Source organism: Cryobacterium sp. SO2 (assembly GCF_026151165.2).
Taxonomy (GTDB): domain Bacteria; phylum Actinomycetota; class Actinomycetes; order Actinomycetales; family Microbacteriaceae; genus Cryobacterium.
The window spans coordinates 2,118,122-2,142,694 of sequence record NZ_CP117849.1; the positions used below are offsets into that span (position 1 = coordinate 2,118,122).

At 68.6% G+C, this 24,573-nt stretch carries 24 protein-coding genes; 4 read left to right on the top strand and 20 right to left on the bottom strand.

The genetic code is table 11. The annotated features are described in order from the left end of the window. Positions 1-11: 11 nt before the first annotated feature. The 7 genes from carB to BJQ94_RS09775 form a co-directional block, all read right to left on the bottom strand. On the bottom strand, positions 12-3,299 hold the full coding sequence (gene carB, locus BJQ94_RS09745; protein ID WP_265400973.1) for a carbamoyl-phosphate synthase large subunit: 3,288 nt from the start codon (positions 3,297-3,299) through the stop codon (positions 12-14). Continuing rightward, on the bottom strand, positions 3,299-4,465 hold the full coding sequence (gene carA / locus BJQ94_RS09750) for a glutamine-hydrolyzing carbamoyl-phosphate synthase small subunit (protein WP_265400972.1): 1,167 nt from the start codon (positions 4,463-4,465) through the stop codon (positions 3,299-3,301). Before carA ends, carB begins: the two co-directional genes overlap by 1 nt. Before the next feature lie 3 nt (positions 4,466-4,468). Next, positions 4,469-5,053, bottom strand: coding sequence for a hypothetical protein (locus tag BJQ94_RS09755; RefSeq protein WP_265400971.1), 585 nt, complete (start codon positions 5,051-5,053; stop codon positions 4,469-4,471). Further along, on the bottom strand, positions 5,046-6,383 hold the full coding sequence (locus tag BJQ94_RS09760; protein ID WP_265400970.1) for a dihydroorotase: 1,338 nt from the start codon (positions 6,381-6,383) through the stop codon (positions 5,046-5,048). Before BJQ94_RS09760 ends, BJQ94_RS09755 begins: the two co-directional genes overlap by 8 nt. Then, positions 6,384-7,334 (bottom strand): aspartate carbamoyltransferase catalytic subunit, encoded by a 951-nt coding sequence (locus BJQ94_RS09765; RefSeq protein ID WP_265400969.1) that lies wholly within the window; start codon positions 7,332-7,334, stop codon positions 6,384-6,386. Next, positions 7,331-7,876 (bottom strand): bifunctional pyr operon transcriptional regulator/uracil phosphoribosyltransferase PyrR, encoded by a 546-nt coding sequence (gene pyrR, locus BJQ94_RS09770; RefSeq protein ID WP_265400968.1) that lies wholly within the window; start codon positions 7,874-7,876, stop codon positions 7,331-7,333. The genes BJQ94_RS09765 and pyrR overlap by 4 nt, the downstream gene beginning before the upstream one ends. Before the next feature lie 184 nt (positions 7,877-8,060). Beyond that, a complete protein-coding gene (locus BJQ94_RS09775; protein WP_275875463.1) occupies positions 8,061-9,269 on the bottom strand; it encodes an integrase core domain-containing protein in 1,209 nt (402 codons plus the stop codon). Between the two features lie 157 nt (positions 9,270-9,426). Between BJQ94_RS09775 and BJQ94_RS09780 the strand changes: the two genes are divergently transcribed. Further along, on the top strand, positions 9,427-10,560 hold the full coding sequence (locus tag BJQ94_RS09780; protein WP_265397807.1) for a hypothetical protein: 1,134 nt from the start codon (positions 9,427-9,429) through the stop codon (positions 10,558-10,560). Between the two features lie 124 nt (positions 10,561-10,684). Here the strand turns inward: BJQ94_RS09780 and BJQ94_RS09785 are convergent, their stop codons facing one another. The 4 genes from BJQ94_RS09785 to aroQ form a co-directional block, all read right to left on the bottom strand. Continuing rightward, on the bottom strand, positions 10,685-11,650 hold the full coding sequence (locus BJQ94_RS09785; protein WP_265397808.1) for a DUF4190 domain-containing protein: 966 nt from the start codon (positions 11,648-11,650) through the stop codon (positions 10,685-10,687). An 81-nt stretch (positions 11,651-11,731) separates the two neighbouring features. Next, positions 11,732-12,151 carry a transcription antitermination factor NusB gene (nusB, locus tag BJQ94_RS09790; protein ID WP_265397809.1) on the bottom strand — a complete coding sequence of 140 codons (420 nt, stop codon included), beginning with the start codon at positions 12,149-12,151 and terminating at the stop codon, positions 11,732-11,734. Continuing rightward, on the bottom strand, positions 12,151-12,711 hold the full coding sequence (efp, locus tag BJQ94_RS09795) for an elongation factor P (protein WP_265397810.1): 561 nt from the start codon (positions 12,709-12,711) through the stop codon (positions 12,151-12,153). The genes nusB and efp overlap by 1 nt, the downstream gene beginning before the upstream one ends. Before the next feature lie 124 nt (positions 12,712-12,835). Beyond that, a complete protein-coding gene (aroQ, locus tag BJQ94_RS09800; protein WP_265397811.1) occupies positions 12,836-13,273 on the bottom strand; it encodes a type II 3-dehydroquinate dehydratase in 438 nt (145 codons plus the stop codon). A 119-nt stretch (positions 13,274-13,392) separates the two neighbouring features. Between aroQ and BJQ94_RS09805 the strand changes: the two genes are divergently transcribed. Then, positions 13,393-13,893 (top strand): DUF2975 domain-containing protein, encoded by a 501-nt coding sequence (locus tag BJQ94_RS09805; RefSeq protein ID WP_265397812.1) that lies wholly within the window; start codon positions 13,393-13,395, stop codon positions 13,891-13,893. After that, on the top strand, positions 13,893-14,099 hold the full coding sequence (locus BJQ94_RS09810) for a helix-turn-helix transcriptional regulator (protein WP_265397813.1): 207 nt from the start codon (positions 13,893-13,895) through the stop codon (positions 14,097-14,099). The genes BJQ94_RS09805 and BJQ94_RS09810 overlap by 1 nt, the downstream gene beginning before the upstream one ends. Positions 14,100-14,149: 50 nt before the next feature. Here the strand turns inward: BJQ94_RS09810 and BJQ94_RS09815 are convergent, their stop codons facing one another. Then, a complete protein-coding gene (locus tag BJQ94_RS09815) occupies positions 14,150-14,596 on the bottom strand; it encodes a DUF779 domain-containing protein (protein WP_265397814.1) in 447 nt (148 codons plus the stop codon). Positions 14,597-14,703: 107 nt separating this feature from the next. Beyond that, positions 14,704-16,227, bottom strand: coding sequence for an aldehyde dehydrogenase family protein (locus BJQ94_RS09820; protein WP_265397815.1), 1,524 nt, complete (start codon positions 16,225-16,227; stop codon positions 14,704-14,706). 206 nt (positions 16,228-16,433) lie between these two features. Between BJQ94_RS09820 and BJQ94_RS09825 the strand changes: the two genes are divergently transcribed. Beyond that, on the top strand, positions 16,434-17,105 hold the full coding sequence (locus tag BJQ94_RS09825; protein ID WP_265397816.1) for a DUF6518 family protein: 672 nt from the start codon (positions 16,434-16,436) through the stop codon (positions 17,103-17,105). 17 nt (positions 17,106-17,122) lie between these two features. Here BJQ94_RS09825 and BJQ94_RS09830 read toward each other — a convergent pair whose 3' ends face one another. The 7 genes from BJQ94_RS09830 to ruvX all read right to left on the bottom strand — a co-directional run bounded on the left by BJQ94_RS09830 (position 17,123) and on the right by ruvX (position 24,570). Next, complete coding sequence (locus tag BJQ94_RS09830) at positions 17,123-18,508, bottom strand: transcriptional regulator (RefSeq protein ID WP_265397817.1); 1,386 nt, start codon at positions 18,506-18,508, stop codon at positions 17,123-17,125. A 127-nt stretch (positions 18,509-18,635) separates the two neighbouring features. Next, complete coding sequence (aroB, locus tag BJQ94_RS09835) at positions 18,636-19,724, bottom strand: 3-dehydroquinate synthase (protein ID WP_265397849.1); 1,089 nt, start codon at positions 19,722-19,724, stop codon at positions 18,636-18,638. 5 nt (positions 19,725-19,729) lie between these two features. Next, positions 19,730-20,356 carry a shikimate kinase gene (locus tag BJQ94_RS09840; protein ID WP_345893435.1) on the bottom strand — a complete coding sequence of 209 codons (627 nt, stop codon included), beginning with the start codon at positions 20,354-20,356 and terminating at the stop codon, positions 19,730-19,732. A gap of 1 nt (position 20,357) precedes the next feature. Further along, a complete protein-coding gene (gene aroC, locus BJQ94_RS09845) occupies positions 20,358-21,566 on the bottom strand; it encodes a chorismate synthase (RefSeq protein WP_265397818.1) in 1,209 nt (402 codons plus the stop codon). 4 nt (positions 21,567-21,570) lie between these two features. After that, positions 21,571-22,533: a shikimate dehydrogenase gene (locus tag BJQ94_RS09850; protein ID WP_265397819.1), complete on the bottom strand. Its 963-nt coding sequence runs from the start codon at positions 22,531-22,533 to the stop codon at positions 21,571-21,573. Further along, complete coding sequence (gene mltG, locus BJQ94_RS09855) at positions 22,526-24,064, bottom strand: endolytic transglycosylase MltG (RefSeq protein ID WP_265397820.1); 1,539 nt, start codon at positions 24,062-24,064, stop codon at positions 22,526-22,528. The genes BJQ94_RS09850 and mltG overlap by 8 nt, the downstream gene beginning before the upstream one ends. 2 nt (positions 24,065-24,066) lie before the next feature. Continuing rightward, positions 24,067-24,570 (bottom strand): Holliday junction resolvase RuvX, encoded by a 504-nt coding sequence (gene ruvX, locus BJQ94_RS09860; protein WP_265397821.1) that lies wholly within the window; start codon positions 24,568-24,570, stop codon positions 24,067-24,069. Between the last annotated feature and the right edge of the window lie 3 nt (positions 24,571-24,573).

The window sequence follows — 24,573 nt, forward strand, 5'->3', positions numbered from 1 at the left end:
GCCGGCGTGAGTCACAGTGCGGCCGTCCGTTTCGTCGCGTACTCCTGCAGGCTGGTGACCTCGAAGCCGGTGCGGATGGAGTCGATGGACCCGACGGCGGCGGAGAGCTCGGCGATGGTGGTGAACAGGGGCAGGTCGCCGGCGACGGCCGCGGCCCGGATCTCATAGCCGTCGGCCCGTGCAGTGCGGCCGTTGGGGGTGTTGATCACGATCTGAACCTCCTCGCGTCGGATCAGGTCGACGACGGTGTCTACGGACTCATCGGCCTTTTCGCTGAACTTTGCCACCACTGTGGCCCCGATTCCGTTCCGCTGCAAAACTTCGGCGGTTCCCTCGGTGGCCATGATGGTGTAGCCCAGCTGCTGCAGGCGCAGCATCGGCAGGATCACGGCGCGCTTGTCGCGGTCGGACACCGAGACGAAGACGGTGCCGGTGAGCGGGATTCCGCCGTAGGCGGCCAGCTGGCTCTTGGCGAATGCCCGGGGGAAGTCGCGGTCGATGCCCATGACCTCTCCGGTGGAGCGCATCTCCGGGCCGAGCACGGAGTCGACGATGAGGCCTTCAGTCGTGCGGAACCGGTTGAACGGCAGCACGGCTTCCTTGACGGCGACGGGCGAGTCCATCGGAACCCGGGAGCCGTCGATCAGGGGCAGCCGGCCGTCGGCCTTGAGCTCGGCGATGGTGGTGCCCACCATGATGAGCGAGGCGGCCTTGGCGAGCGTGATGCCGAGGGCCTTGGCCACGAACGGCACGGTGCGCGAGGCGCGCGGGTTGGCCTCGAGCACGTAGAGCACGCCGGCGCCGATGGCGAACTGCACGTTCAGCAGGCCGCGCACGCCGATGCCCTGCGCGATCGCCAGGGTCGCGTCGCGCACCCGGTCGATCTCGGCGCGGCCGAGGGTGACCGGCGGCAGGGTGCAGCTGGAGTCGCCCGAGTGCACGCCGGCCTCTTCGATGTGCTCCATGACGCCGCCGATGTAAAGCTCGTGGCCGTCGTAGATGGCGTCGACGTCGATTTCGATGGCGTCGTCGAGGAACCGGTCCACCAGCAGCGGGTGCGAGGGGCCGATGATGCCCTGGCCCTGCATCCGGGTGAAGTAGTCCGCCAGCGATGCGCTGTCGTAGATGATCTCCATGCCGCGGCCGCCGAGAACGTAGCTGGGGCGCACGAGCACCGGGTAGCCGATCTCCTCGGCCACGACGACGGCGCCGGTGTAGTCGATCGCCACGCCGTTGCGGGGTGCGAGCAGGCCGGCGTCGGCCAGGATGCCGCTGAACAGGCCGCGTTCCTCTGCGAGGTCGATCGCGGCGGGCGAGGTACCCAGGATCGGGATGCCCTCCGCCTCGAGGCCCTTGGCCAGGCCCAACGCGGTCTGGCCGCCGAGCTGCACGACGACGCCCACGAGTTCGCCGCTCTGGCTTTCGGCGTGGATGATCTCCAGCACGTCCTCGAGAGTGAGCGGCTCGAAGTAGAGCCTGTCGCTGGTGTCGTAGTCGGTCGAGACCGTCTCCGGGTTGCAGTTGATCATGATGGTCTCGTAGCCGGCCTCTGAGAGGGCGAACGAGGCGTGCACGCAGGAGTAGTCGAACTCGACGCCCTGGCCGATCCGGTTCGGGCCGGAGCCGAGGATGACGACCTTTTTGCGGTCGCTGGGCACGACCTCGGTCTCCTGGTCGTAGCTCGAGTAGTGGTACGGGGTGAGGGCGGGGAATTCCCCCGCGCAGGTGTCGACGGTCTTGAAGACCGGGCGCACGCCGAGGATGTGCCGGACCTTGCGCACATCCGCTTCACCGAAGCCGCGGAGTTCGCCGATCTGGGCGTCGGAGAAGCCGTGGTCCTTGGCGGTGCGGAGGATCTCGGTGTCGAGGGTGTCGGAGGCGGCGACGGCGTCGGCGATCTCGTTGATGAGCACGATCTGGTCGAGGAACCACGGGTCGATCTTGGTGGCTTCGAAGAGCTGCTCGATGCTGGCGCCCTTGCGGAGCGCCTGCTGCACGGTGACGATGCGGCCGTCTGTGGGCACCTCGGCGATCGCGAGGAGCTCCTCGACCGACCGGGTCTCTGTACCCCAGTGGAAGGAGGAGCCGCGCTTCTCGAGCGAGCGCAGGGCCTTCTGCAGGGCGGAGGCGTAGTTGCGACCGATGGCCATGGCCTCGCCGACCGACTTCATGGTGGTGGTCAGGCGCGGGTCGGCCTTGGGGAACTTCTCGAACGCGAACCGGGGCACCTTGACCACGACGTAGTCGAGCGTGGGCTCGAAGCTGGCCGGGGTGACGCCGGTGATGTCGTTGGGGATCTCGTCGAGGCGGTAGCCGAGCGCGAGCTTCGCGGCGATCTTGGCGATCGGGAAGCCGGTGGCCTTGCTGGCCAGGGCGGAGGAGCGGGACACCCGGGGGTTCATCTCGATCACGATGATGCGGCCGTTGGCCGGGTCGATGGCGAACTGGATGTTGCAGCCGCCGGTGTCGACGCCGACGGCACGGATGATGTCGATGCCGATGTCGCGCAGCTTCTGGTACTCGCGGTCGGTGAGGGTCAGCGCGGGGGCCACGGTGATCGAGTCGCCGGTGTGCACACCGACGGGGTCGACGTTCTCGATCGAGCAGACGACCACCGTGTTGTCGGCGGTGTCGCGCATCATCTCGAGCTCGTATTCCTTCCAGCCGAGGATGGACTCCTCCAGGAGCACCTCGGTGGTGGGGCTCTGGTGCAGACCATCGCCGACGATGCGGCGAAGCTCGGCTTCGGTGTAGGCGAAGCCGGAGCCGAGTCCGCCCATGGTGAAGGACGGGCGTACCACGAGCGGGTAGCCGAGGTCCTCGGCGAAGCCGACGGCTTCCTCCACGGTGTGGGCGATGTAGGACTTGGCCACGTCTGCGCCGGCGTCGAGCACCAGCTGCTTGAAGATCTGGCGGTCCTCGCCCTTGTTGATGGCTTCGAAGCTGGCGCCGATCAGTTCGACGTCGTACTTCTCCAGGATGCCGCGCTCGTGCAGGGCGATGGCCGCGTTGAGGGCGGTCTGGCCGCCCAGGGTCGGCAGGATCGCGTCGGGGCGTTCCTTGGCGATGATGGTTTCGAGGATCTCGGGAGTGATCGGCTCGATGTACGTCGCGTCGGCGAAGTCGGGGTCGGTCATGATGGTGGCCGGGTTGGAGTTGACCAGGATGACCCTGACCCCTTCCTCGCGGAGGACCCGGCAGGCCTGGGTGCCCGAGTAATCGAACTCGCAGGCCTGGCCGATGACGATCGGGCCGGATCCGATGACGAGGACGCTGTTGATATCGTCGCGCTTGGGCATTACTTGGCGTCTCCTGCTCCGGCGGCCACGTGCGCGACCACCACATCCCTGAACCTGTCGAAAAGATAGTTGGCGTCGTGCGGGCCGGCCGCGGACTCCGGGTGGTACTGCACCGAGAATGCCGGGATGTCCAGGCATCTGATGCCCTCGACGACCTGGTCGTTGAGGCTGTAGTGGCTCACTTCCACCCGGCCGAAGCCGGTCGTGGACTCGCTGATGCCCTCGATGGGCATGTCCACGGCGAAGCCGTGATTCTGCGAGGTGATCTCGACCCGGCCGGTGGCCTTGTCGAGCACGGGCTGGTTGATGCCGCGGTGGCCGAACGGCAGCTTGTAGGTGCTGAAGCCGAGGGCACGGCCGAGCAGCTGGTTGCCGAAGCAGATGCCGAAGTACGGCACTCCGGCGCGCAGCACCTCCTGCAGCAGGGTCACGTGGGCGTCGCTGGCGGCGGGGTCGCCGGGGCCGTTCGAGAAGAACAGCGCGGACGGGTTCAGCGAGAGCACGTGCTCGGCGGTGACCGACTGCGGCAGCACGAAGACCTCGAAGCCCCGCTCGGCGAGGTAGGTGAGGGTGGAGGTCTTCACGCCGAGGTCGAGCACGGCGACGGAGCCGATCCGCTCGCCCGTGGCGGGGAGGGAGTACGGCTCGACGGTGGAGACCTCGTCGGAGAGGTTGCGGCCGCGCATGCTGGCGCCGCCGCGCACGAGTTCGAGCTGCTCGCTCTCGGAGATGTCGTAGCGGTCGCCGGAGAAGATGCCGCTGCGCATGGCGCCGAGCGAGCGGATGTGGCGGGTGATGGCGCGGGTGTCGATGCCGCTGATGCCGACGACCCCGTTCGACTCGAGGTCGGCGTCGAGGGTGCGCTGGGAGCGGAAGTTGGAGGGCACGCGGGCGGGCTCGCGGACGACGAAACCGGAGACCCAGATGCGGGAGGATTCCATGTCTTCGTCGTTCGCACCGGTGTTGCCGATGTGCGGGGCCGTCATGAGCACGATCTGGCCGGCGTAGGACGGGTCGGTCAGGGTCTCCTGGTAGCCGGTCATGCCGGTGGCGAAGACGATCTCGCCCAGGGTCTGTCCGAGGCTGCCGTAGGCACGTCCCACGTAACGGGTGCCGTCTTCGAGGACGAGCACGGCCGGGGCCGCGTTGGTTGTTGGGTAGCTCACGGGCTACACCTCACTTTCTTCGGTACCGAAATCTGTTCTGCCAGTGGCAGGGGTGCCAGGATCGGCGGGGCCGGCTCCTGTGATTGAGTTGATGGCCGCGCTGATCGCACGGCGGTCGGCGGGGTCGCTGAAACGGAAGTAGCTGTCGACGCTCACAGGCGCTGCTGCTGCGGCGTCGGAGCCGGGCGTCAGACGCCAGCCGAGCTGCAGCAGGCCGCCGGGCTCGACGGCCCTGTCGATGGCCCAGGTGGCGTCGGCGACGAGCTCGAGCGCATCCGCGGGGATGAACAGGGCGGGCGAACCAGCCAGTTCGAGCAGCACGCCCTGCGGGGTGACCGACACCCCGCCGCGGGCGCGGAAGCCGAGACCGGCGATGGCCAGGCGTTCGAGCGGCTGGTCCCTGGGAGTGGTTGCCACGTACAGGGCGGCGGCCGAGGCCAGCTCGCGGTCGAAGACGGCAGGCTGCGGGTACCCGGGGGTCAGCGCGAAGTCCCGCGCCGTGCGCCGGCGCCAGGAGCGCAGCATCAACCCGAGTACCGCGAGCAGCACCAGGGCGACGATGACGGTCGCGACCGTGCGGCTACTCATGTGTGCCCCTGTCCCTGGCTGCCTGGATCTGGCCGGTGTTCTGCAGCACGCCGTCGAGCACGGTGGCGTAGCCGCGGTGGAAGGTCGCGAGCACCTGGCCGGGCAGGGTCATCTCGAGGTAGGGCGAGTTGATGCCCTTGCCGACGAGGTTCTCCCGGCCGAACACGCGGCGCACGCTCGGGTCGTAGAGGGTGAGTTCGGCGGGGGCGCCGACGGTGAGCTGCTGGCCCTGTCCTTCGATGCGGCCGATGCGGGCGGGAACACTCGACATCACCCGCACCAGGTCGGTCCAGTCCAGGTAGCCGGTCTCGACGAGGGCGGCGTGGGCCACCGACAGGGCGGATTCGAGGCCGACCATGCCGTTGGCCGCCGCGCCCCATTCGCAGTCCTTGGATTCGACCGGGTGCGGCGCATGATCGGTGGCGATGATGTCGATGGTGCCGTCCTTGACGCCCTGGCGCAGGGCCTCCACGTCTTCGCGGCGGCGGAGCGGTGGGTTCACCTTGTACCTGGCGTCATAGCCGGCGACGAGTTCCTCGGTGAGCAGCAGGTGGTGAGGGGTGACCTCGGCGGTGACGTTGATGCCGCGGGCCTTGGCCCAGCGCACCACATCGACGGCGCCGGCGGTGGAGAGGTGGCAGACGTGCAGGCGGGAACCCACGTGTTCGGCCAGCAGCACGTCGCGGGCGATGATCGATTCCTCGGCAACGGCGGGCCAGCCGGTGAGGCCGAGTTCGCCGGAGAGGGCGCCCTCGTTCATCTGGGCGCCGACGGTGAGGCGGGGTTCCTGGGAGTGCTGGGCGACGACGCCGTCGAAGGCCTTGACGTACTCCAGGGCCCGGCGCATCAGCAGCGGGTCGGACACGCAGAAGCCGTCGTCGGAGAAGACCCGCACGTTGGCGCGGCTGGCTGCCATGGCGCCCAGTTCGGCGAGGCGGTCACCTGCCAGGCCAACGGTGACGGCGCCGATGGGCTGCACGGTGACGTAGCCGGCGCTTTCGCCCAGGGCGAGCACCTGCTCGACGACACCGGCGGTGTCCTGCACCGGCGAGGTGTTAGCCATCGCGAAGACCGTCGTGTACCCGCCGATGGCCGCGGCCTGGCTACCGGTGAGCACGGTTTCGCTCTGCTCGTAGCCGGGTTCGCGCAGGTGCGTGTGCAGGTCGACCAGGCCGGGCAGGGCGATGAGGCCGTCGGCGTCGATCACGGTGGCGCCGGCATCCGAGAGTCCGGTGCCGGTTTCGCTGATGCGCCCGTCGGCCAGGATCAGGTCGGTGGTGGTGCCGTCGCTGAGCTGGGCTCCGCGCACGAGAAAGCGTTCGGTCGACATTCAGTGGTCCTCTCGGTCGCCGGAAAGCAACAGGTACAACGCCGCCATTCGCACGGAGACCCCGTTTGCGACCTGTTCGCGCACGGTGGACCGTTCAGAGTCGGCTGCGGCGGAGGAGATCTCCAGGCCGCGATTCATCGGTCCGGGGTGCATGACAATGCTATGCGACGCCAGCCGGGCGAAACGCTCGTCGTCCAGGCCCCAGCGGCGGGAGTACTCGCGGCTGTTCGGGAAGAACGCGGCGTTCATCCGTTCCGCCTGGATGCGCAGCATCATCACGACGTCGGGGCCCGCGTCGATGGCGGCGTCGAGGTCGTAGCCGATGGTGGCCGGCCAGCCCGACGTGTCGGACGGCAGCAGGGTGGGCGGGGCGATGAAGGTGACGTGGGCACCGAGGGTGTCCAGGAGCCAGAGGTTGGAACGCGCCACCCTGGAGTGCAGGATGTCGCCGACGATGGTGACGCTGACGCCGTCGAGGCCACGTCCGCGCGAGCCGGCGCCGTGCAGGCGGCGGCGGATGGTGAAGGCGTCGAGCAGCGCCTGGGTGGGGTGCTCGTGGGTGCCGTCGCCGGCGTTGATGATGCCGGCGTCGATCCAGCCGCTGCCGGCCAGCACCTGCGGGGCGCCGGACGCGGGGTGGCGGATGACGACGCCGTCGGCGCCCATCGCGGCCAGGGTCTGCGCGGTGTCCTTGAGGCTCTCGCCCTTGGAGACGCTGGAGCCCTTGGCGCTGAAGTTGATCACGTCGGCGCTGAGCCGCTTGGCGGCGGCCTCGAAGGAGATGCGGGTGCGGGTGGAGTCCTCGAAGAAGAGGTTCACGACGGTCTTGCCCCGCAGGGTCGGGAGTTTCTTGACCTCGCGGTTGGCAACATCCGCCATGTCTTCGGCGATGTCGAGCAGGCCGATGGCCTCTGCGCGGCTGAGTGACTTGGTGGAGAGCAGGTGCCTCATGCGTCTGCGCCTCCCTCAATGCTGACGAACTCGTCGCCGTCCACCTCGGTGACGTGCACGTTGATGCGTTCGTGGGTGGCGCTGGGCAGGTTCTTTCCCACGAAGTCGGCGCGGATGGGCAGTTCACGGTGGCCGCGGTCCACGAGCACCGCCAGGCGCACCACGCTGGGCCGGCCGTGGTCGCCGAGGGCGTCCAGGGCGGCGCGGATGGTGCGGCCGGAGTAGAGCACGTCGTCCACGAGCACCACGGTGGCGCCGTCGATGCTGCCGGGCACCTGGGTGGGCGAGGGGGTGCGGGTGCGGGTGTGCGCGAGGTCGTCGCGGTACATCGTCACGTCGAGGGAGCCGACGCGCACGGCCGGCGAGGAGGGTTCGATGCGCTGGATGATCTCGGCGATGCGCCGGGCCAGGGCCACTCCCCTGGTGGGGATGCCGAGAATCACCAGGTTCTCCGCTCCTCGATTGGACTCCAGGATCTCGTGCGAGATCCGAGTCAACGCTCGGGTGATGTCAGCCTGGGTGAGCACAGTGCGCTCCGTCAAACCGACCTCCTTTCCCGTCTCACAGGACGGCTCTTAAAGTAGGTCTAGATATTCCCCTTACCTTAGCATCCCTCACCCGCCCGCCACTTTCGCGAGCCGTGAGCAGGGCCCCGAAAACGCCGGTGTGATGTCTCAACACATCGTGGACACTTCATGTCTCAATACATCGTGGAGTTTTCATGTCTCATGACTTCGTGGAGGTTTGGGTGGCCATGAATCCTCGGGGCTTGTTGTTCCCGACGTAGGGCGTGCCTTTGGGCGGTCGTGGATGGCTGAGAATCTCCGTCCCAGCATTGTCGTAGAAGGCGATTGTGGTGGCGTTGTAGCTGACGTGGAGTTCGTGGCCGGTGTAGTCCTTTCCGATTTTGAATCGGGTGCCCAGGACGGTGATTTCGCCGTCGCTGGTCACGGTGCGTTGGACTAACTCGGCGGGTTGTTCGGGGGCCGCTGGTGGGGTCGGTGGGGTGGCCACGGCGGTCGCGTCCCAGGCCTCCTGCGGCGTCATGTGGGGCAGCGATTGGTGCTCACGCTCGGTGTTGTAATACGCGTCGAAGTCGTCGAGCTGGGTTTGTAGTTCCTCAAGCGTGGCGGCGATCGGGTGGGTGTTGAGGTATTTCAGCAAGGTTCCGTGCACGCGTTCGTTTTTGCCTTGGGTGGTGGGCTTGCCGGGTTTGCCTGTAATTGGCACCACTCCGAGGCTGACGAGGTGGTTCACGAGAGCTCCTTCGTGGCCACGGCGGGTCGGGTTGAGCGCGGCGCCGTTGTCGGAGAGGAACTTCTGCGGGACGCCGTGCCGGCTGATCGCCAGGTCGACCACCCTGATCGCGGCTTCGCTGGTCTCGCCGCTCGCGGCCAGCGAGGCCAAAGCGAGGCGGGAGTGGTCATCGATGAGTTGGAAGACCACGACTTTGCGCCCGCTGGCGAGGATCCACTCGGTCGCGTCGATCTGCCAGCACCCGTTCGGGTTGGGATAAACGAACCGGCGATACGCGGACCGCGGCTTCTTCTTCGGCTCCGGGATGACGACGCCAGCCCGAGCGAAGATCCGGGCCAGCGTCGCTCGGGACGGCGGAGTCAGGCCCTGCCTGCGCAGCTTGGCCTGGACGCTGAGCGGGCCGTGATCGAAGCCGCGTCGCTTGAGTTCTGCGCGGGTCTCCAAAGCGAGCTTGACCATGCCTGCGTTCGTTTTCGCCGGGCTGTTCTTCGGCCTCGTGGATCCGAGTTCCATCGCAGCGACCGCACCGCTGGCCTTCGTCTCCGCGCGAACTTTGTGGAACCAGGACGGCGACACGTTGTGTGTTCGACAGAACGCTGCGATCGCGCCCCGAGGGGCGTCATCCGGCCACGTCGTGACCAACATTCGAACTCGGGGATCAGGATTCAGAGCGCTCATCACATGAGCAAAGCCCCTGAACTATCCACGATGTCCTGAGACACACTGTCCACGATGTCCTGAGACATAAATGTCCAATATGTCATGAGACTTCACACCCCGAAAACGCCGGAGTTTCGGGGTTTTTCTCACGGCTCGCGAGGCCTATTCTGTGGGCATGAGACCGGCCGACGAGGAGCGCCCGCGCAACAGCCGCCCACGGGACGAACGACTCTCCGAGGGCAGACCCGGGCAGGCGCGACCGGGGGCCGGTTCCGGTCACGGCGGCACCGAACCCGCATCCACCGTTGCCGACGGCGCAGTTCCCGACGGCGTAGTTCCCGACGGCGCAGTGCCCGACGGTTCCGTTCCGGCCGGCTCCGTTCTCAACGGCTCGGGCGACGAGACCGAGGTCGACGCGGCCTCCCCTGCCCAGACGCACGCGCCGTCGCCGGTTGAGTCGGAGATCGGCGCACCCGCCGGTCCGATCAGTTTTGTGCGCCGGCGCGAGATCGAGGTCATCCACCAGGAAGTCGAGTTGGCCGCCGGCAATCGGGCGCGCACCCTCGTCGGGGTGCAGAAGTACCGGCAGGCGATGTTCGACCACTACTTCCGGCCCCGCTCCTCCTTCGTGGCCACCTGGCCGGACGATCTGTACATCCCGGCCGCCGCTGACCACCGCACCTATTGGACGTCCGCTCCCCCGGACGACCACCGCTACCGGTACCGCTGGGCCAACGGGCGCGACGGCAAACCGGACGGCAGCGACGCTTCCGAACGCACCGGTCAGCTCTTCAGCTGGGTGAACGCGTCGGCCCTGGATACCGGTTACATCGGCTTCGCCGGCACCGGAGTGGCGCTGGTGCCCCGCGCCAGCCTGTCCTCGGTCACCGTCTCGGCCGACATCGAACTCGTGGCCGAAAGCAGATGGTGGTTCCACCCGGCCGGTCCGATCGGGTTCGCGGCCTTCGCCTACCGGGGCACGGCCTATATCGCCGGCTGGGAGATCGACCCGATCTCGGGCGCGTGGGAGATGCTGAGCCCGTTCGGGTCGCGCACCCTGTTCGCCTTCGACGAAAGCGGGCGGGGCGGCTCGCCGATCAGTTCACAGCGGCACGCCTTCACCGATCTCAGCACGACCCTGCAGCTGCGCGGCTCGCACACCTACGCGATCGGGGTCGCGCTGGAGGCGCAGATCTCCTTCGAATGCCGCGACAAGGCGGGCAACCCCTACATCCGGCAGGACGGAGACGACGTGAAACTGTGGGCATCGATCGCCGGCATCGTGCCCAGCATCACGCTGACCATCTGAACTGCGCCGGTCCGAATTGCGCTGATTCGAACTGCGTCGATCCGGACGGTGACGATCCGGACGGTGACGATCCGGACGGTGTCGATCCGGACGGTGTCGATCCGGATGGTGTCGATCCGACCGGTCAGGATGCGGCGCCGACGATGAATTCGGTGAGCGCCTGGGGGTCGTCGATCGGCCCGAGGTACTGGCTGCCGTCGACGAGCACTGTGGGTGTGCCCTGGATCGAGGAGATGTCGGCGCCCTCGATCGGTCCCGTGAGCGCATCGTCGGTGTTCTGCTGCGACCAGGCGACGTACTCGCCGTCGGTGACGCAGTCCGCGATCGAGTCGTCTCCGGAGGACAGGGCCACGAGTTCGTCGTCGGTGAGTCCGGAGGTGCCCTCCGCCGGCTGGTTGGCGTAGAGGGCGGCGAGGTAGTCGAGCGTCGAGTCCGGGTTGATCGCGGCCTCGCAGGTGAGCGCGGCGGAGGCCCGCGAGGAGTACGCGGTGCCCTGGGACGCCTGGTCGAGGAAGGTCAGCGAATGCAGGCGCAGGGTGATGCTGTCGGTATCGACGAGGGCCGCAAGGGTGTCGCCGTTCGCGATCTCGAACTGGCCGCAGTACGGGCACATCGGGTCGACGTACAGGTCGACGAGGATGCTGCCCTTGCCCACCTCGAGGTAACCGTCGTCGAGGTGCGCCGCGCCGACCTGTCCGGAGCCGGCGATCACCGACGAGGTGGTTCCGGACACCGATGAGAAGAACGCGCCGAGGGTCGCCGCGAACAGCACGATGAGGAGGACGCCGACAGCAGTGGCTGCGATGCCCAGGTAGCCCAGGATCAGGCCGGCAATCGCAAGGCTCTTGCCGGCCTCGCCGGACCGCTTGATCTGGCCCAGCGCGAGGTGCCCGGTGATCACAGCGGCGATAGAGCAGAAGAATCCAGTGACGAGGGACACGATCGAGAGCGTGTTCGTGCGCGGCGCAACGGGTCCGGCGAGAGGCGCGCCCGGCGTCTGACCGGCCGGGTAGCCGGCCGGATAACCCTCGGGCTGCGCGGCTGGAACCAGCGGTCGGTCGGTGTTGTGATCGTGGCTGTCTAGAGTCATGCTCTCCCCCTCAGTGGCACCGTCCGGTCGCGTCTGCGACCGGACGGCACCCGTCATGCTCGGTGGTGCTGGTCGCGCCGACTAGGCGGATGGCGCCGTCTGGGCGATCCGGCCGAGAAGGCCGTTCACAAACCCCGCGGAGTCATCCGTGGAGAGCACCTTCGCGGCCTCGACGGCCTCATCGATCGCGACGGCGTGCGGCACGGCGTCGTTGTAGAGGATCTCCCAGATGCCGATGCGCAGGATGGCCCGGTCGATCGTGGGCATGCGCGACAGCGTCCAGCCCTGGGAGTAGGTCTCGATGAGTTCATCGATTTCGTCGCGGTGGTCGACGACGCCGTCCACGATGTCGCGGGCGTACAGCCAGGAGACCATGCGCGCCGGCTCATTGGCGGCACGCTCGGCCTCCATGGCCAACGACTGCGGGATCGTGGTCTGGCGGATGTCGGCGGCGTACAGGATGTCGATGGCGCGCTTACGCGCCTTGGTACGGGCGCTCACTAGTTGACGCGGCCGAGGTAGTCACCGTTGCGGGTGTCGACCTTGACCTTGGTGCCCTGCTCGAGGAACAGCGGCACCTGGATCTGGTACCCGGTTTCGACGGTGGCGGGCTTGGTACCGCCGGTGGAGCGGTCGCCCTGCAGGCCCGGCTCGGTGTAGGTGATTTCGAGCACAACGGAGGCCGGCAGCTCGACGTAGAGCGGGTTGCCGTCGTGCAGGGCCACGGTGACGGCCTGGTTCTCCAGCATGAAGTTGGCGGCGTCGCCAACGACGGTGGAGGACACGGTGAGCTGGTCGTAGTCTGCGACGTCCATGAAGACATAGGAGTCGCCATCCGCGTACAGGTACTGGAAGTCGCGGCGGTCGACGTTCTCGGTCTCGATCTTGGCGCCGGCGTTGAAGGTGCGGTCGACGGTCTTGCCCGTGACGACGTTCTTCAGCTTGGTGCGCACGAAGGCGCCACCCTTGCCGGGCTTGACGTGCTGGAACTCGATGACGGCCCACAGCTGCTTGTCGATGTTGAGGACGACGCCATTACGAATGTCGGCGGTAGATGCCATGAAAAGGTGTTCCGTTCGATTCAATTGGTAAGGTGCGCGGCCGTAAGGCCTCAGACGAGTGTAGCCGACACGCCGCGCCGGATCGATTCCTGGCGCTCAGGATGCCGCCGCCGGCGCCTGCCGGTCAGCTCAGGCGCACGATGTGGTCGAGGGCCAACCGGTACGAGTCGAAGCCGAATCCGGCGATGACGCCGGTGGCCACGGCGCTGACCACGCTGGTGTGCCGGAAGGTCTCGCGGGCATGCGGGTTGGAGATGTGCACCTCCACGAGGGGGATGCCGGCCTTGGTGACGAGTGCAGCGGCGTCGCGCAGGGCGTAGCTGTAATGGGTGAAGGCGGCCGGGTTGAGCACGACGGGGGTGTTCGTGTCCACGGCCTCGTAGAGCCAGTGGATGAGTTCGGCTTCGTCATCGGTCTGGCGAACGTCGACGGTGACGTCATCCGGTGCCGCGTCGGTTAGCAGCACGCGCAGGTCGTCGAGGTTCGCTGAGCCGTAGACATCCGGCTCGCGACTGCCGAGGCGGCCGAGGTTCGGGCCGTTGAGAACGAGGACTGTGCGCATGCACCCAGCCTAGGCCCGGGTTGGAGTCCGCCCGCTCGGGTGGCTGTGCGACTCGCGCGATCACCATCCTGCGCCGGGGTCGCTTGACAGGCGATCGATCGACTATCGATACTCGAGAGATGGATACGCCCCCGCACGACCACGGCCCGAACCGCTCTTCCAGCCCGATCACGATCGCCGTGGCGCGGATCGTCCTCGGCCTCCTGGGCGTGGCAATCATCATCGGTGAGGTCGTCGTCGTCATCACCGCGCAGTCCCTCGCGGAGAGCTATCCGGAGTTCGCGCATCTGCAGGTTCCGCTGGTCACGGTGGCCCTTGCATTCGGCGTGTGCGTGGTGGTCTGCGTGGTCGTGACCGGGATCCTGCTGGGCTCCCTCAGCGAGGGCGGGATCGTCGGGCGCACGGAGCTGCGGCTCGTCGACGTCATGATCGTTTCCAGCTCCGCGTCGACGATTCTTGTTGTGGCCGCCCTCACGCTCATCCCCGGTCCGCCCGCACTGGCTCTGCTGCTGCTGGCTGGCGCGCTGACCGGCACCGCCGTCGCCCTGGTCCTGGTGGTTCTTCGGTCGGCCCTCCGCGGCGCCACGGTGAAGCGCGTGGAACTCGACGAGGTGGTGTGATGGCCGTACGCGTGATGATCGACAGGCTGCTGACGGAACGCGGGATGTCGGTCGGCGACTTCGCCGCCCGGGTGGGGATCACCCCGGCCAATGTGGCGGTGCTCAAGAACGGCCGGGCCAGAGCCATCCGCTTTTCGACCCTGGACGCGATCTGTCGTGTTCTCGGCTGTCAGCCCGGGGACATCCTGGTCTGGGACGAAGACTGATCGGCTGCAACAGGGGCGAGCCCGGCGAGTGGGAGCGCCCTGATCGGTGCTCAGGCGCCGAATGTGTCCATCAGTTCCGACCGGATGAGGAACCGCACCCCGCGCGGAGCCTCGGCCGAGAATCCGCCGCCGCGGCCTGTCACTGTGTCGATGAGCAGAGCGGTGTGGCTCCAGTACTCGAACTGTTCGGCGGAGATCCAGAAGTCGATCAGCTGCTCCGGCTCCCCCGCTGGCGCGATGTCGAGCCGGCCAAGCAGCACGTCCTGGTCGGACGTGATGAACTCCCCCGCCGGGAAGCACATCGGCGAGCTGCCGTCGCAACACCCGCCGGACTGGTGAAACATGAGCGGCCCATGCTCCTCCCAGAGGCTGCGCAGCAGCTCGACGGTCGCCTGGGTCAGAGCCACCCTGGACCGGGTCTCCCCCGGGATGGTGATCGTCGCGTCGACCACGGCGGTGACGCTTGCGTCCGATGCGGGGGTAATGAGGTCGGTCATGATGTCCTCCTGAAGGAGTGGGTCGCGGGGTGGGGCTGGGTCGGGAGGCGGTGCCGGCCGGGGTAGCCTTCGGGTTGCCACCCCGGCCGGCACCTCCCGGGTGCGGGTTAGAAGAAGCCCAGGGCGTCTTCGGAGTAGGACACGAGCAGGTTCTTGGTCTGCTGGTAATGGCCGAGAGCCAGCTTGTTGTTCTCGCGGCCGATGCCCGAGCTCTTGTAGCCGCCGAAAGCCGCCCCTGCCGGGTAGTTGTGGTAGTTGTTCACCCACACCCGGCCGGCGTGCAGGTCGCGTCCGGCCCGGTACGCGGTGGTGCCGTTGCGCGACCACACGCCGGCGCCCAGGCCGTAGAGGGTGTCATTGGCGATGGAGATGGCGTCGTCGTAGTCGTCGAAGCTCGTCACGGCCACGACCGGTCCGAAGATCTCCTCCTGGAAGATGCGCATCTTGTTCTGACCCTCGAAGATCGTCGGCTGCACGTAATAGCCGCCGCTGAGATCCCCGCCCAAGTCCACCTGCTCGCCGCCGAGCAGCAGCTTGGCGCCCTCTTTCTTGCCGATGTCGATGTAGGAGAGGATCTTCTCGAGCTGGTCGTTGCTGGCCTGCGCGCCCACCTGCGTGTCGGTGTCGAGCGGATTGCCCTGCGTGGCCAGCTTGGTGCGCTCGATCGCGCCGCCGAGGAAGCTGTCGTAGATGGGCTTGTGCAGCAGTGCCCGGCTGGGGCAGGTGCACACCTCACCCTGGTTGAAGGCGAAGAGCACGAAGCCCTCCTGCGCCTTGTCGTAGTAGCTGTCGTCCTTCTGGGCCACGTCCTCGAAGAAGATGTTGGCGCTCTTGCCGCCCAGCTCCACCGTGGACGGGATGATGTTGGCGCTGGCGTACTGCAGGATCAGGCGGCCGGTGGTGGTCTCACCGGTGAATGCGATCTTGCGGATGCGGTTCGACGAGGCGAGCGGCTTGCCGGCCTCGATGCCGAATCCGTTCACGATGTTGAGCACACCGGGCGGCAGAATGTCGCCGATCAGTTCGATCAGCACCAGGATCGACGCCGGGGTCTGCTCGGCGGGCTTGAGCACCACGGCGTTGCCGGCAGCCAGGGCCGGCGCGAGCTTCCAGACGGCCATCAGGATCGGGAAGTTCCACGGGATGATCTGGCCGACCACGCCGAGAGGTTCGTGGAACTGGTACGACATGGTGTCGTTGTCGAGTTCGGCGTGGTCACCGTCTTGCGCGCGGATGGCCGAGGCGAAGTACCGGAAATGATCCGCGGCCAACGGCAGGTCGGCGTTCAGCGGTTCGCGGATGGGCTTGCCGTTGTCCCAGGTTTCGGCCACCGCGAGCAGTTCCCGGTTGGCGTCGATGACATCCGCCATCTTGTTCAGGATCGCGGCGCGTTGGGTGGCAGTGGTCTTGCCCCATGCCGGTGCGGCCTTGTGGGCTGCGTCGAGGGCCAGGTCGATGTCTTCGTGGGTACTGCGGGCGACCTCGGTGAAGGGCTTGCCGTTGACCGGGGAGATGTCTTCGAAGTACTGGCCCTTGACCGGCGGCACCCATTCGCCTCCGATCCAGTTCTCGTAGCGGGACTTGAAGGTGACTTTGGCGCCCGGCGTGCCGGGTGCGGCGTAAACGGTCATTTCGCTCCTTGTTCGACGACTCTGTCGATGGGTTCCGCGGCAGTGCGGGCCATGCGGCGAGCCTACGAAGGTGAAGGTTGCGAAACGTTGCGGTGGCCGCCGCACGTGGCCGGAACACGAGGTCACGGCAGAGGTCATCCTGCGGAGAGTCGCGGTCAGCCTGTGGAGGGATGCCCGGCCGGCGCCGCGTCCCTAGCCTGGAAGCCATGGAAACCCTGGAAAGCTCCCGCGCCGGTGCGCCGCCGAGACCGGCGACCGGATGGTGGGTCGAGACCTGGTCGTCGGTCCTGCGCGCCGGTGTCGTCGCCGTCGTCGGCGCGGTGCTGATCGGCGGGCTCACCAGCGTCGCGCAGCAATACCTGCCGTCCTGGGTCAACTCGCTGAGCAACTCCGCCGGCGGCTGGACCATGTTCAGTTTCCTGATCGTCTGGCTCGGCCGCGCCCGGCCGCTGCTGGCCGGAGTGCTCGGGATCGTGGTCTTCCAGCTGCTGGTCGAGTCCTACAGCGTGGTCTCCGAGTGGCGCGGCTTCGACGACGGCGATCCGTTGTCGTCGGTCTGGACCGTGGTCGGTCTGGTCGCCGGACCCCTGCTCGGTGTCGCCGCCGGGCTGGTCCGGCACGGCTCACCCCGCTGGCGGGCCCTCGCCGTGACACCGCTGGCCGCCGTGCTCCTCGGCGAGGGGGTCTGGGCGCTCAGCACCATTGTGGACAGCACGAGTCCCGTGTACTGGGCGCTCGAAGTCCTGCTGTCGGCCGGCTTCATCGCCGCGGCGCTTGTCCGCACCCGAGCGACCTGGCCATTGAGACTGCTCGTTGTCGGCGTCTGGCTCGCGGGCACCGTGGCCTTTCTCCTGGTCTGGATCGTCGTGCTGGGCTGACCGCGCGTCTGGTCGGGTCAGGAACCGAGTTCGATGTCGATGCGCATCAGCGCGGCCACCACGGCCGCCCGCTGCGGCGATCGGGCGGGCAGCAGTTCGAGGCAGGCCCGCCAGACCTCGCTGTCCCAGGCGGCCTCGTCGGTGCGGGCATAGTCGAGCAGCACCTCCACCGCAGCGTCGCTGAGCAGGGTCTGGCGCAACCGTGCGCTCACCTCCGTGCGGATCTCCGCGACGCCGGGCGCGGCGGACCCCGGCAACACCGGTCCGCGGTACGCGCCCAGTGCCATCCGGTGGGCGCCGCGGGCGAGCAGGCCGAGAAGACGGCCGGCGTCGGTGTCGACGCCGGTCTCGAGCCGGTACGGTCGCGAGCCGATGCGCAGCTGCGGATGGCTGACCATGAGCACCCGGCGCAATCGCACCATCTCCGCCCGCAGATTCTCCACCGCGTGCGGCTGGTCGTCGCTGAGCAGGCCGGCCAGCCGGTCGGCGGAGAGACCCTGCCGATGCCAGGCGAGCAGGAGCAGGATCTCGGCGTGCCGGGGGCTGAGCTCCGCGCTCTGCCCCTGCCCGGGCAGCACGGTGCTGTGCAGGCTCCCACTGTGCAGGCTCCCACCGTGCAGGCTCCCACCGTGCAGGGTGCCGTGCTCGGTGCCCAGCACGCTGAGCAGCACCCCAGGCGCGGTGAAGCCCGACGGCCGGGCCGGCACCGGCCGCGGCGCGCTCAGGCTCTGGATGCGCAGCTCAGCCTCGAGCGCCGCGACGGCGGCCTCCACCAGCGGGAGAGTCTGCGGTGCCACGGCGGCGTCCCCGCCGGTGATGTCGATCACGCCGAGTACGGCCCCGGTGACCGGGTCGTGGATAGGCACGGCGGTGCAGCTGAAGGGATGCGCGAGCTGGCTGAAATGCTCGGCCCGCTGGATCTGGATGCCGTGGTCCAGCGCGAGCGCCGTGCCGGGTGCGCTCGTGCCGACGCGGGCCTCCGACCAGTCGGCGCCCACCACGAAGTGCATGTCTTCGGCCCGGGTGCGCACGGCACTGTCACCGTCGATCCAGAGCAGCCGGCCGGACTCGTCGGCCACGGCCACGATCAACCCGAACTCGGCGGCATGCCGCACCAGCAGGGTGTTGATCACCGGCAGCACCCCGGCCAGAGGGTTCCGTGCCCGCAGCCCGCTGAGCTCGTCTGCGCTCAGGGTCGGCGCAGCCTGGGCCGTCAGCGGGTCCAGCCGCAGCGAGATCGACCGCTGCCAGGATTCCCGCACCAGCCGCCGCACTCCGGCACGGCCCGTGACGAGCAGGTCGGTGCGATCCCCGACGACGGCCTCGTGCTGGCGTTCCTGCCGGGCGAAGGCTCCGAATGGCGAGTCGGTGGGTGTGACGGTCCAGGGGCTGTCGCGGGCCACATCACACCTCCGATCAGCGCTGGTCGAGTGCTTCATTCTAAGCACACTCGCCATAGTTTCCCCGAGCCGTGAGGTGAGCCCCGAAAACCTCCGGTTTTCGGGGCTGTTCTCACGGCTCGCGGGACTGTTAGGAGCCGATTTCTTGGTAGGCGGCGAAGAGGAGGGAGGCGTCGGGGGCCTCGAGCACCGTGGGCTTGCCGATGTCGTCGAGCACGATGAAGCGCAGCATGCCGCTACGGGTCTTCTTGTCGCGCTGCATGGTGGCCAGCAGCGTCGACCAGCGGCCCACCGGGTAGGTGGTGGGCAGAGTGAGAGATTCCAGGATGCGGCGGTGCCTGTCGACGGCCTCGTCGGAGAGCCGGCCGCTGAGCCGGGCAAGCTCGGCGGCGAACATCATGCCCACCGCGACGGCGGCGCCGTGCCGCCAGCCGTAGCGTTCGGCGTGCTCGACGGCATGCCCGAGGGTGTGCCCGTAGTTGAGGATCTCGCGCAGGCCCGCCTCTTTGAAGTCGGCGCCGACGACGCGGGCCTTCATGGCGATCGCCAGCTCCAGGACCCGGCGGAACTCGGCGGTGGTGGGATCGGTGACCGCGGCGACGTCGGCCTCGACGATGTCGAGGATCTCGGGGATCTGGATGAAGCCGGCCTTCACGATCTCGGCGAAGCCGGCGAGGATCTCGTTCCGGGGCAGGTCCGCGAGGATCTCGAGGTCACAGATCACGGCGGCGGGTGCGTAGAAGGTGCCGACGAGGTTCTTGCCCTCAGCGGTGTTGATGCCGTTCTTTCCGCCGACGGCGGCATCGACCATGCCGAGCACGCTGGTGGGGATCTGCACCAGCTTCACGCCGCGCAGCCAGGTGGCGGCAACGAAACCGGCGAGGTCGGTCACAGCGCCGCCGCCGAAGCCGATCACGGCGTCGGTGCGGGTGAAGTCGGCCTGGCCCATGACCTGCCAGCAGAACGCGGCCACCTCGACCCGTTTGGCCGGTTCGGCGTCCGGCACCTCGGCGATGAGCACCTCGTAGCGGTCGAGCAGGCTCTCCCGCAGCGCCACGGCGCGGGCGCCGAGGTGCGAGGTGTGCACGATGAGCACCTTCTTCACGGTGTCGCCGAGCTGCTCGGCGACGTCGGCGACGATGCCGCGGCCGATGAAGACCGGGTAGCTGTCGACACCGCTGACGGTGATGGTGGTGGTGCCGGTCTCTGCGGGGATCATCTCGGTCACGATTGTTTTCTTACCCATTTCACGATGTCGGCGGCGATGGCGTCGACCGGCCTGGTCGAGGTGTCGAAGTGGATGCTGGCCAGCGCCTCGTACAGCGGGCGGCGCTCGTCGTAGATGCGCTGCCAGGCGTCCGGCCCGGCCGCCAGCAGGGGACGTTTGGCGTTCTTGGTGCGGTTGCGCACGGCGTCGGCGGTGGTGCTCAGCGAGACCACGGTGGCGCGGCGGAGGTCGTCCCTGGTGGCCGGGTCGAGCACGGCTCCCCCACCGAGCGACACGACGGCGCGTTCGCGCTGCAGCGCCGCGGCGACCGCGGCACGCTCGAGCTCCCGGAAGTGTTCCTCGCCGTGCCGGGCGAAGATCTCGGTGATCGGGCCGTGCGCGGCCACGATGTCCTTGTCGGTGTCGATGAACGGCACCCGGAGGGTCCGCGCCACCCGGCGGCCGATCTTCGACTTGCCGGAGGCCATCGGACCGATGAAGACGAGGGGGTAGAGCGGTGTGTCGGTCGCCCGGGTCAGTTCCGCCGTCACGGGCGACACCGCCGGCGCCGGCTCGGGCGTGCGCGCCGGGGCGGCGGGCCAGCCGTCGGCCGGGCGGGACGCATCCGGGCTGAGGAACAGCACGCTAGACGGTGGCGCCGCTGGACGCCCCTGTACGCAGGTTCGCCGGGATGTTGGCGAGGTAGGCGTCCAGGTTGCGCTTGGTTTCGGTGAGCGAATCGCCGCCGAACTTCTCCAGCACCGAGTTGGCCAGCACCAGGGCCACCATCGCCTCGGCGACGACGCCGGCAGCCGGCACCGCACAGACGTCTGAGCGTTGGTGGTGGGCGGGGGCCGCCTCGCTGGTGGTGATGTCCACCGTTCGCAGGGCCCGCGGGATGGTGGCGATGGGCTTCATGCCCGCCCGCACGCGCAGCACCGTGCCGGTGCTCATGCCACCCTCTGTGCCGCCGGCCTTGTCGCTGGCCCGCACGATCCGGTCGTCGACCTGCACGAGTTCGTCGTGCGCCGCCGACCCGCGCCGGGTGGTGGTGAGGAAGCCGTCGCCGACCTCGACACCCTTGATGGCCTGGATGCCCATCAGGGCGGCGGCCAGCTGCGAATCCAAGCGCCGGTCCCAGTGCACGAAGGAACCGAGCCCCGGCGGGACGTTGTAGGCGAGCACCTCGACGATGCCGCCGAGGGTGTCGCCGTCCTTGTGCGCGGCATCCACCTCGGCCACCATCAGGGCGCTGGTCACAGGGTCGAAACAGCGCAGCGGGTCGGCGTCGAGGGTGTCGACGTCGCTCGGGTGGGGCAGCGGCGCGTCTTCGGGCACCCGTACAGGGCCGATGGACAGGGTGTGACTGACCAGTTCGATGCCGAGGCCGGCCAGGAAGGCGCGGGCGACGGCGCCGAGCGCGACACGGGCAGCGGTCTCGCGGGCGCTGGCGCGCTCCAGGACCGGGCGGGCCTCGTCGAAGTCGTACTTCTGCATGCCGACCAGGTCGGCGTGGCCGGGGCGCGGGCGCACCAGGGGCGCGCCGCGGCCGCGGGTGAGTGTGGCCGGGTCGACGGGCTCCGGGCTCATCACCTCGGCCCACTTGGGCCATTCGGTGTTGCCGATGCGCAGGGCAACGGGTCCACCGAGGGTGAGACCGTGCCGCACGCCGCCGGAAATGTTCAGTTCGTCCTGTTCGAACTTCATGCGGGCACCACGGCCGTAGCCGAGTTTGCGGCGCGCAAGGTCGAGGCGGATCTCATCTAGGGTGACCGGGATCCCAGCGGGCAAACCCTCGACAATGGCGAGGAGTTCGGGGCCGTGGGACTCTCCGGCGGTGAGCCAACGAAGCATGGTTCTATCCTTCCACAGCGCGGCCGGGTCCCGGGCCGGGGGCACCGTCGGGGGTGCTGTCGTGAGCGCCGTCAGCCGTGCCGTCGGGCAGCGCCGCACGCATGGCCAGCAGCACGGCGTCTTCATCGGGGAGCGGCAGGAACGGGTCGTTGCCCACAAAAATACGGATCTGCACCAGGGCCTGGTGCAACAGCATGGTGCGGCCGGAGCTGGCCCGTCCGCCCGCCGCCGTCCACGACGAGGCCAGGGCCGTCGGCCACGGTGCATAGCCCACGTCGAACAGCGGGGTGCTCGCCCGCAGCATCGCGGGGAATTCGCCGGGCAGGGCGGCGTCGCCCGGCATGGTGCTGATCACGAGGTCGCTGACCCGGTCGGCGGCGGTGACGGCGGAGAGGGCGGAGACCGTCACGACGAGACCCAGTTGCCGGCCGAGATCAACGAGCCCGGCGGCGCGGGCGGGGGTGCGCGCGATCACGTCGACGGTTTCCGCGCCCAGTTCGGCTGCGGCGACGAGGGCGGATGCGGCGGTGGCGCCGGCGCCGAGCAGGGTCACGTGCGCCGCCCGGTCGGTGCCGGCTTCGGCGAGGGCGCGCACCAGGCCGGGAACATCCGTGTTGTAGCCGGTGAGGATGCGCGGCGCACCCGGCGCACCGTCGCCGAACAGTACGGTGTTGACCGCACCGGTGAGAGTGGCGAGGCGGTCGACGTCGGCCAGCCGGGGTTGGATCTCGTGTTTGAGCGGCATGGTCAGCGACAGGCCCACCCAGTCGGGGGTGAGAGTTTCGAGGAAGGCGTCAAGCTCCCCTGCGGCCACCTCGACCGCCGTGTACTCCCAGTCCAGTCCCAGAACCCCGTACGCGGCCGTGTGCAGCGCCGGTGAGAGGGAATGCGCGATGGGCGAGCCGAGCACGGCCACCCTTCGACGGGTCGCCCCTGCGGGAATGCGGTCGTGCGTCAGGTCAGCCATATTCCGGGTGCTCATCCATCCAGGCCAGCCACTTCTCGACGCCGGCATCGTGTTCCGCCGCCGTCGTGGAGAAGATGGTCTCGCCGGTGTCCAGGTTCCACGTCACGAAGAATAGCCAGGTTCCGTCTGCCGGGTGCAGGGTCGCGTCGATGGCGAGGTCACCGGGGTTGCTGATCGGGCCGACCGGCAGGCCGGGGTGCACGTAGGTGTTGTAGGCGTTGTTCGCATCGGCGCGTTCGGCGTCTGTGGTCGTGACCAGGTGGGTGTTGCCCGTTCCGTAGGCGACGGTCGCGTCGGACTGCAACAGTCCGCTGTCCCACTGGGCCGGGTCGAGGCGGTTGTAGAAGACCTTGGCCACCTTGTAGTAGTCGTCCCTGAGTCCGGCTTCGCGCTGCACCAGGGAGGCCATCACGATGGTCTTCCACCGGTCCGCTGCCGGCACGCCGGCCTCGTCGAGGGCCTGGAACTGGCGGTCGACGAGGGTCTTGATCGCGTCGTGCGCGGTGACGCCGGGCTGGAACGTGTAGGTGGCCGGGAAGAGGAAGCCCTCAAGGGTGGTGGCCTCCGCCGGCAGGCCGAAGCCGGAGAGGTCGGCCGCGGCCGCCTGCAGGTCGGCGAGCGGGATGTCGGTGCCTTCGGAGAGCGACGCCAGCACGTCGACGGCCGCGGTTCCCTCCGGGATCACCACGGTGAGTTCCTGGCGGGTCGCCGGGTCCTGCAGGGCCGTCAGCGCGGCCTGCGAACTCATCTGCGAGGCCAGCAGGTAGGCGCCCGGCTGGAAGACCGGGTCCGTCGGCTGGGCGAGGAGCAGGTCGTAGAAGGCGTCGTAGCTCTTCACGACGTCCTGGTCCAGCAGGGTGTTGGCAATGTCGGAGCCGGTGTCGCCGTCGTGGATCATGACGAGCACCTCGCCGCTGCCGGAGCCCTCGTAGTCTTCGGGCTCCTGGGTGGCGGCGATCAGCTGGCTGATGGGGCCCTGCAGCGCGAACGCCGCCGCACCCATCAGCCCCAGAATGATGACGAGCACGATGAGGCAGCCCCAGGCGCCCTTGCGGGACTTCTTCGGAGCGGCAGCCTGGTCGTCGAGTTGGGCGGAGAGCCTGGCCCGGCGGTTGGCGCGTGAGCTGGTCCGGCCGGGCGGCCGGACGGAACCGTCCTCGCCCGGCACGGCCTCACGGCCGGCGACGGGTGCGTCGGCGGAGCCGTCTGCGGGCGTGCCGAAGCCGAGGCCGGCGAACGGATTGTGCTCGGCTGCCCAGGCCGCAGACGAGTGGTCGGCAGCGGCAGAGTCAGCCGGGCTCGACAGCGGCGGAGTGGGCGCTTCCGGCAGTGGAGCGGGCTTAGGCGACGAAGCCAGCGGGGCGGGCGCGGTCTCGCGCTGGGGCGCCTCTGCGGGCGTGCTGCCCTGGGCTGCCTGGGCTGCCTCTGCCGCTCTGGCGGCCTCACGGAGCGCCCGCCGGGAGGGCAGCGGCTGGTCGCCCGTGGTCCCGGACGGGGTTGCGTCAGGGGATTCCGGCGGGGATTTCGCCACGATTACGGCCTTCCGGTCTGTTCTACGGGCGCGCCGGCCGGGTTGCCCGAGGCTCGTTCGGTATCAAGTGCGTGCTGCAAGATGATAGTCGCGGCCACCTGATCGACGACTGGACGTTGGCTGCGGGTGCTCCGCCCGGCGGTGCGCAATGCGGCCTGCGCGGAGACTGTGGAGAGTCGTTCATCGACGAGCCGCACGGGAACGGACAGCAGGCCGGCGAGGTTCGCGGCGAAGCCCACGGCGTCTTCAGTGGACGCCGTGTGCCGCCCCGACAGGGCCAAGGGCAGCCCGACGATCACCTCGACGGCGTCGAGTTCCGCGACGATCGCCGAGATCCGGGTGAGGTCGGTTGCCGCCGCGTCGGGTGACCCGGCCTGAGGCGACCCGGCAGCGCGCTGCCGCGGTACCGTCTCGACCGGCGTGGCGAGCATGCCGTGGAAATCGCTCCGGGCGACGCCGATCCGCACCGTGCCGACATCGATTCCCACGCGCACACCCGTTCGCATGGC

What these genes read in the sequence shown, in the direction of transcription:
- ruvX (WP_265397821.1), bottom strand. Translation starts at nt 24,570, where the DNA reads ATGCGAACGGGTGTGCGCGTGGGAATCGATGTCGGCACGGTGCGGATC.
- BJQ94_RS09760 (WP_265400970.1), bottom strand. Translation starts at nt 6,383, where the DNA reads ATGTCGACCGAACGCTTTCTCGTGCGCGGAGCCCAGCTCAGCGACGGC.
- BJQ94_RS09765 (WP_265400969.1), bottom strand. Translation starts at nt 7,334, where the DNA reads ATGAGGCACCTGCTCTCCACCAAGTCACTCAGCCGCGCAGAGGCCATC.
- aroQ (WP_265397811.1), bottom strand. Translation starts at nt 13,273, where the DNA reads ATGCGCACAGTCCTCGTTCTCAACGGCCCGAACCTCGGCCGCCTCGGC.
- efp (WP_265397810.1), bottom strand. Translation starts at nt 12,711, where the DNA reads ATGGCATCTACCGCCGACATTCGTAATGGCGTCGTCCTCAACATCGAC.
- aroB (WP_265397849.1), bottom strand. Translation starts at nt 19,724, where the DNA reads ATGATCCCCGCAGAGACCGGCACCACCACCATCACCGTCAGCGGTGTC.
- aroC (WP_265397818.1), bottom strand. Translation starts at nt 21,566, where the DNA reads ATGCTTCGTTGGCTCACCGCCGGAGAGTCCCACGGCCCCGAACTCCTC.
- BJQ94_RS09810 (WP_265397813.1), top strand. Translation starts at nt 13,893, where the DNA reads ATGGCCGTACGCGTGATGATCGACAGGCTGCTGACGGAACGCGGGATG.
- carB (WP_265400973.1), bottom strand. Translation starts at nt 3,299, where the DNA reads ATGCCCAAGCGCGACGATATCAACAGCGTCCTCGTCATCGGATCCGGC.
- BJQ94_RS09820 (WP_265397815.1), bottom strand. Translation starts at nt 16,227, where the DNA reads ATGACCGTTTACGCCGCACCCGGCACGCCGGGCGCCAAAGTCACCTTC.
- BJQ94_RS09780 (WP_265397807.1), top strand. Translation starts at nt 9,427, where the DNA reads ATGAGACCGGCCGACGAGGAGCGCCCGCGCAACAGCCGCCCACGGGAC.
- BJQ94_RS09815 (WP_265397814.1), bottom strand. Translation starts at nt 14,596, where the DNA reads ATGACCGACCTCATTACCCCCGCATCGGACGCAAGCGTCACCGCCGTG.
- BJQ94_RS09785 (WP_265397808.1), bottom strand. Translation starts at nt 11,650, where the DNA reads ATGACTCTAGACAGCCACGATCACAACACCGACCGACCGCTGGTTCCA.
- BJQ94_RS09775 (WP_275875463.1), bottom strand. Translation starts at nt 9,269, where the DNA reads ATGAGCGCTCTGAATCCTGATCCCCGAGTTCGAATGTTGGTCACGACG.
- BJQ94_RS09805 (WP_265397812.1), top strand. Translation starts at nt 13,393, where the DNA reads ATGGATACGCCCCCGCACGACCACGGCCCGAACCGCTCTTCCAGCCCG.
- BJQ94_RS09850 (WP_265397819.1), bottom strand. Translation starts at nt 22,533, where the DNA reads ATGGCTGACCTGACGCACGACCGCATTCCCGCAGGGGCGACCCGTCGA.
- BJQ94_RS09755 (WP_265400971.1), bottom strand. Translation starts at nt 5,053, where the DNA reads ATGAGTAGCCGCACGGTCGCGACCGTCATCGTCGCCCTGGTGCTGCTC.
- BJQ94_RS09825 (WP_265397816.1), top strand. Translation starts at nt 16,434, where the DNA reads ATGGAAACCCTGGAAAGCTCCCGCGCCGGTGCGCCGCCGAGACCGGCG.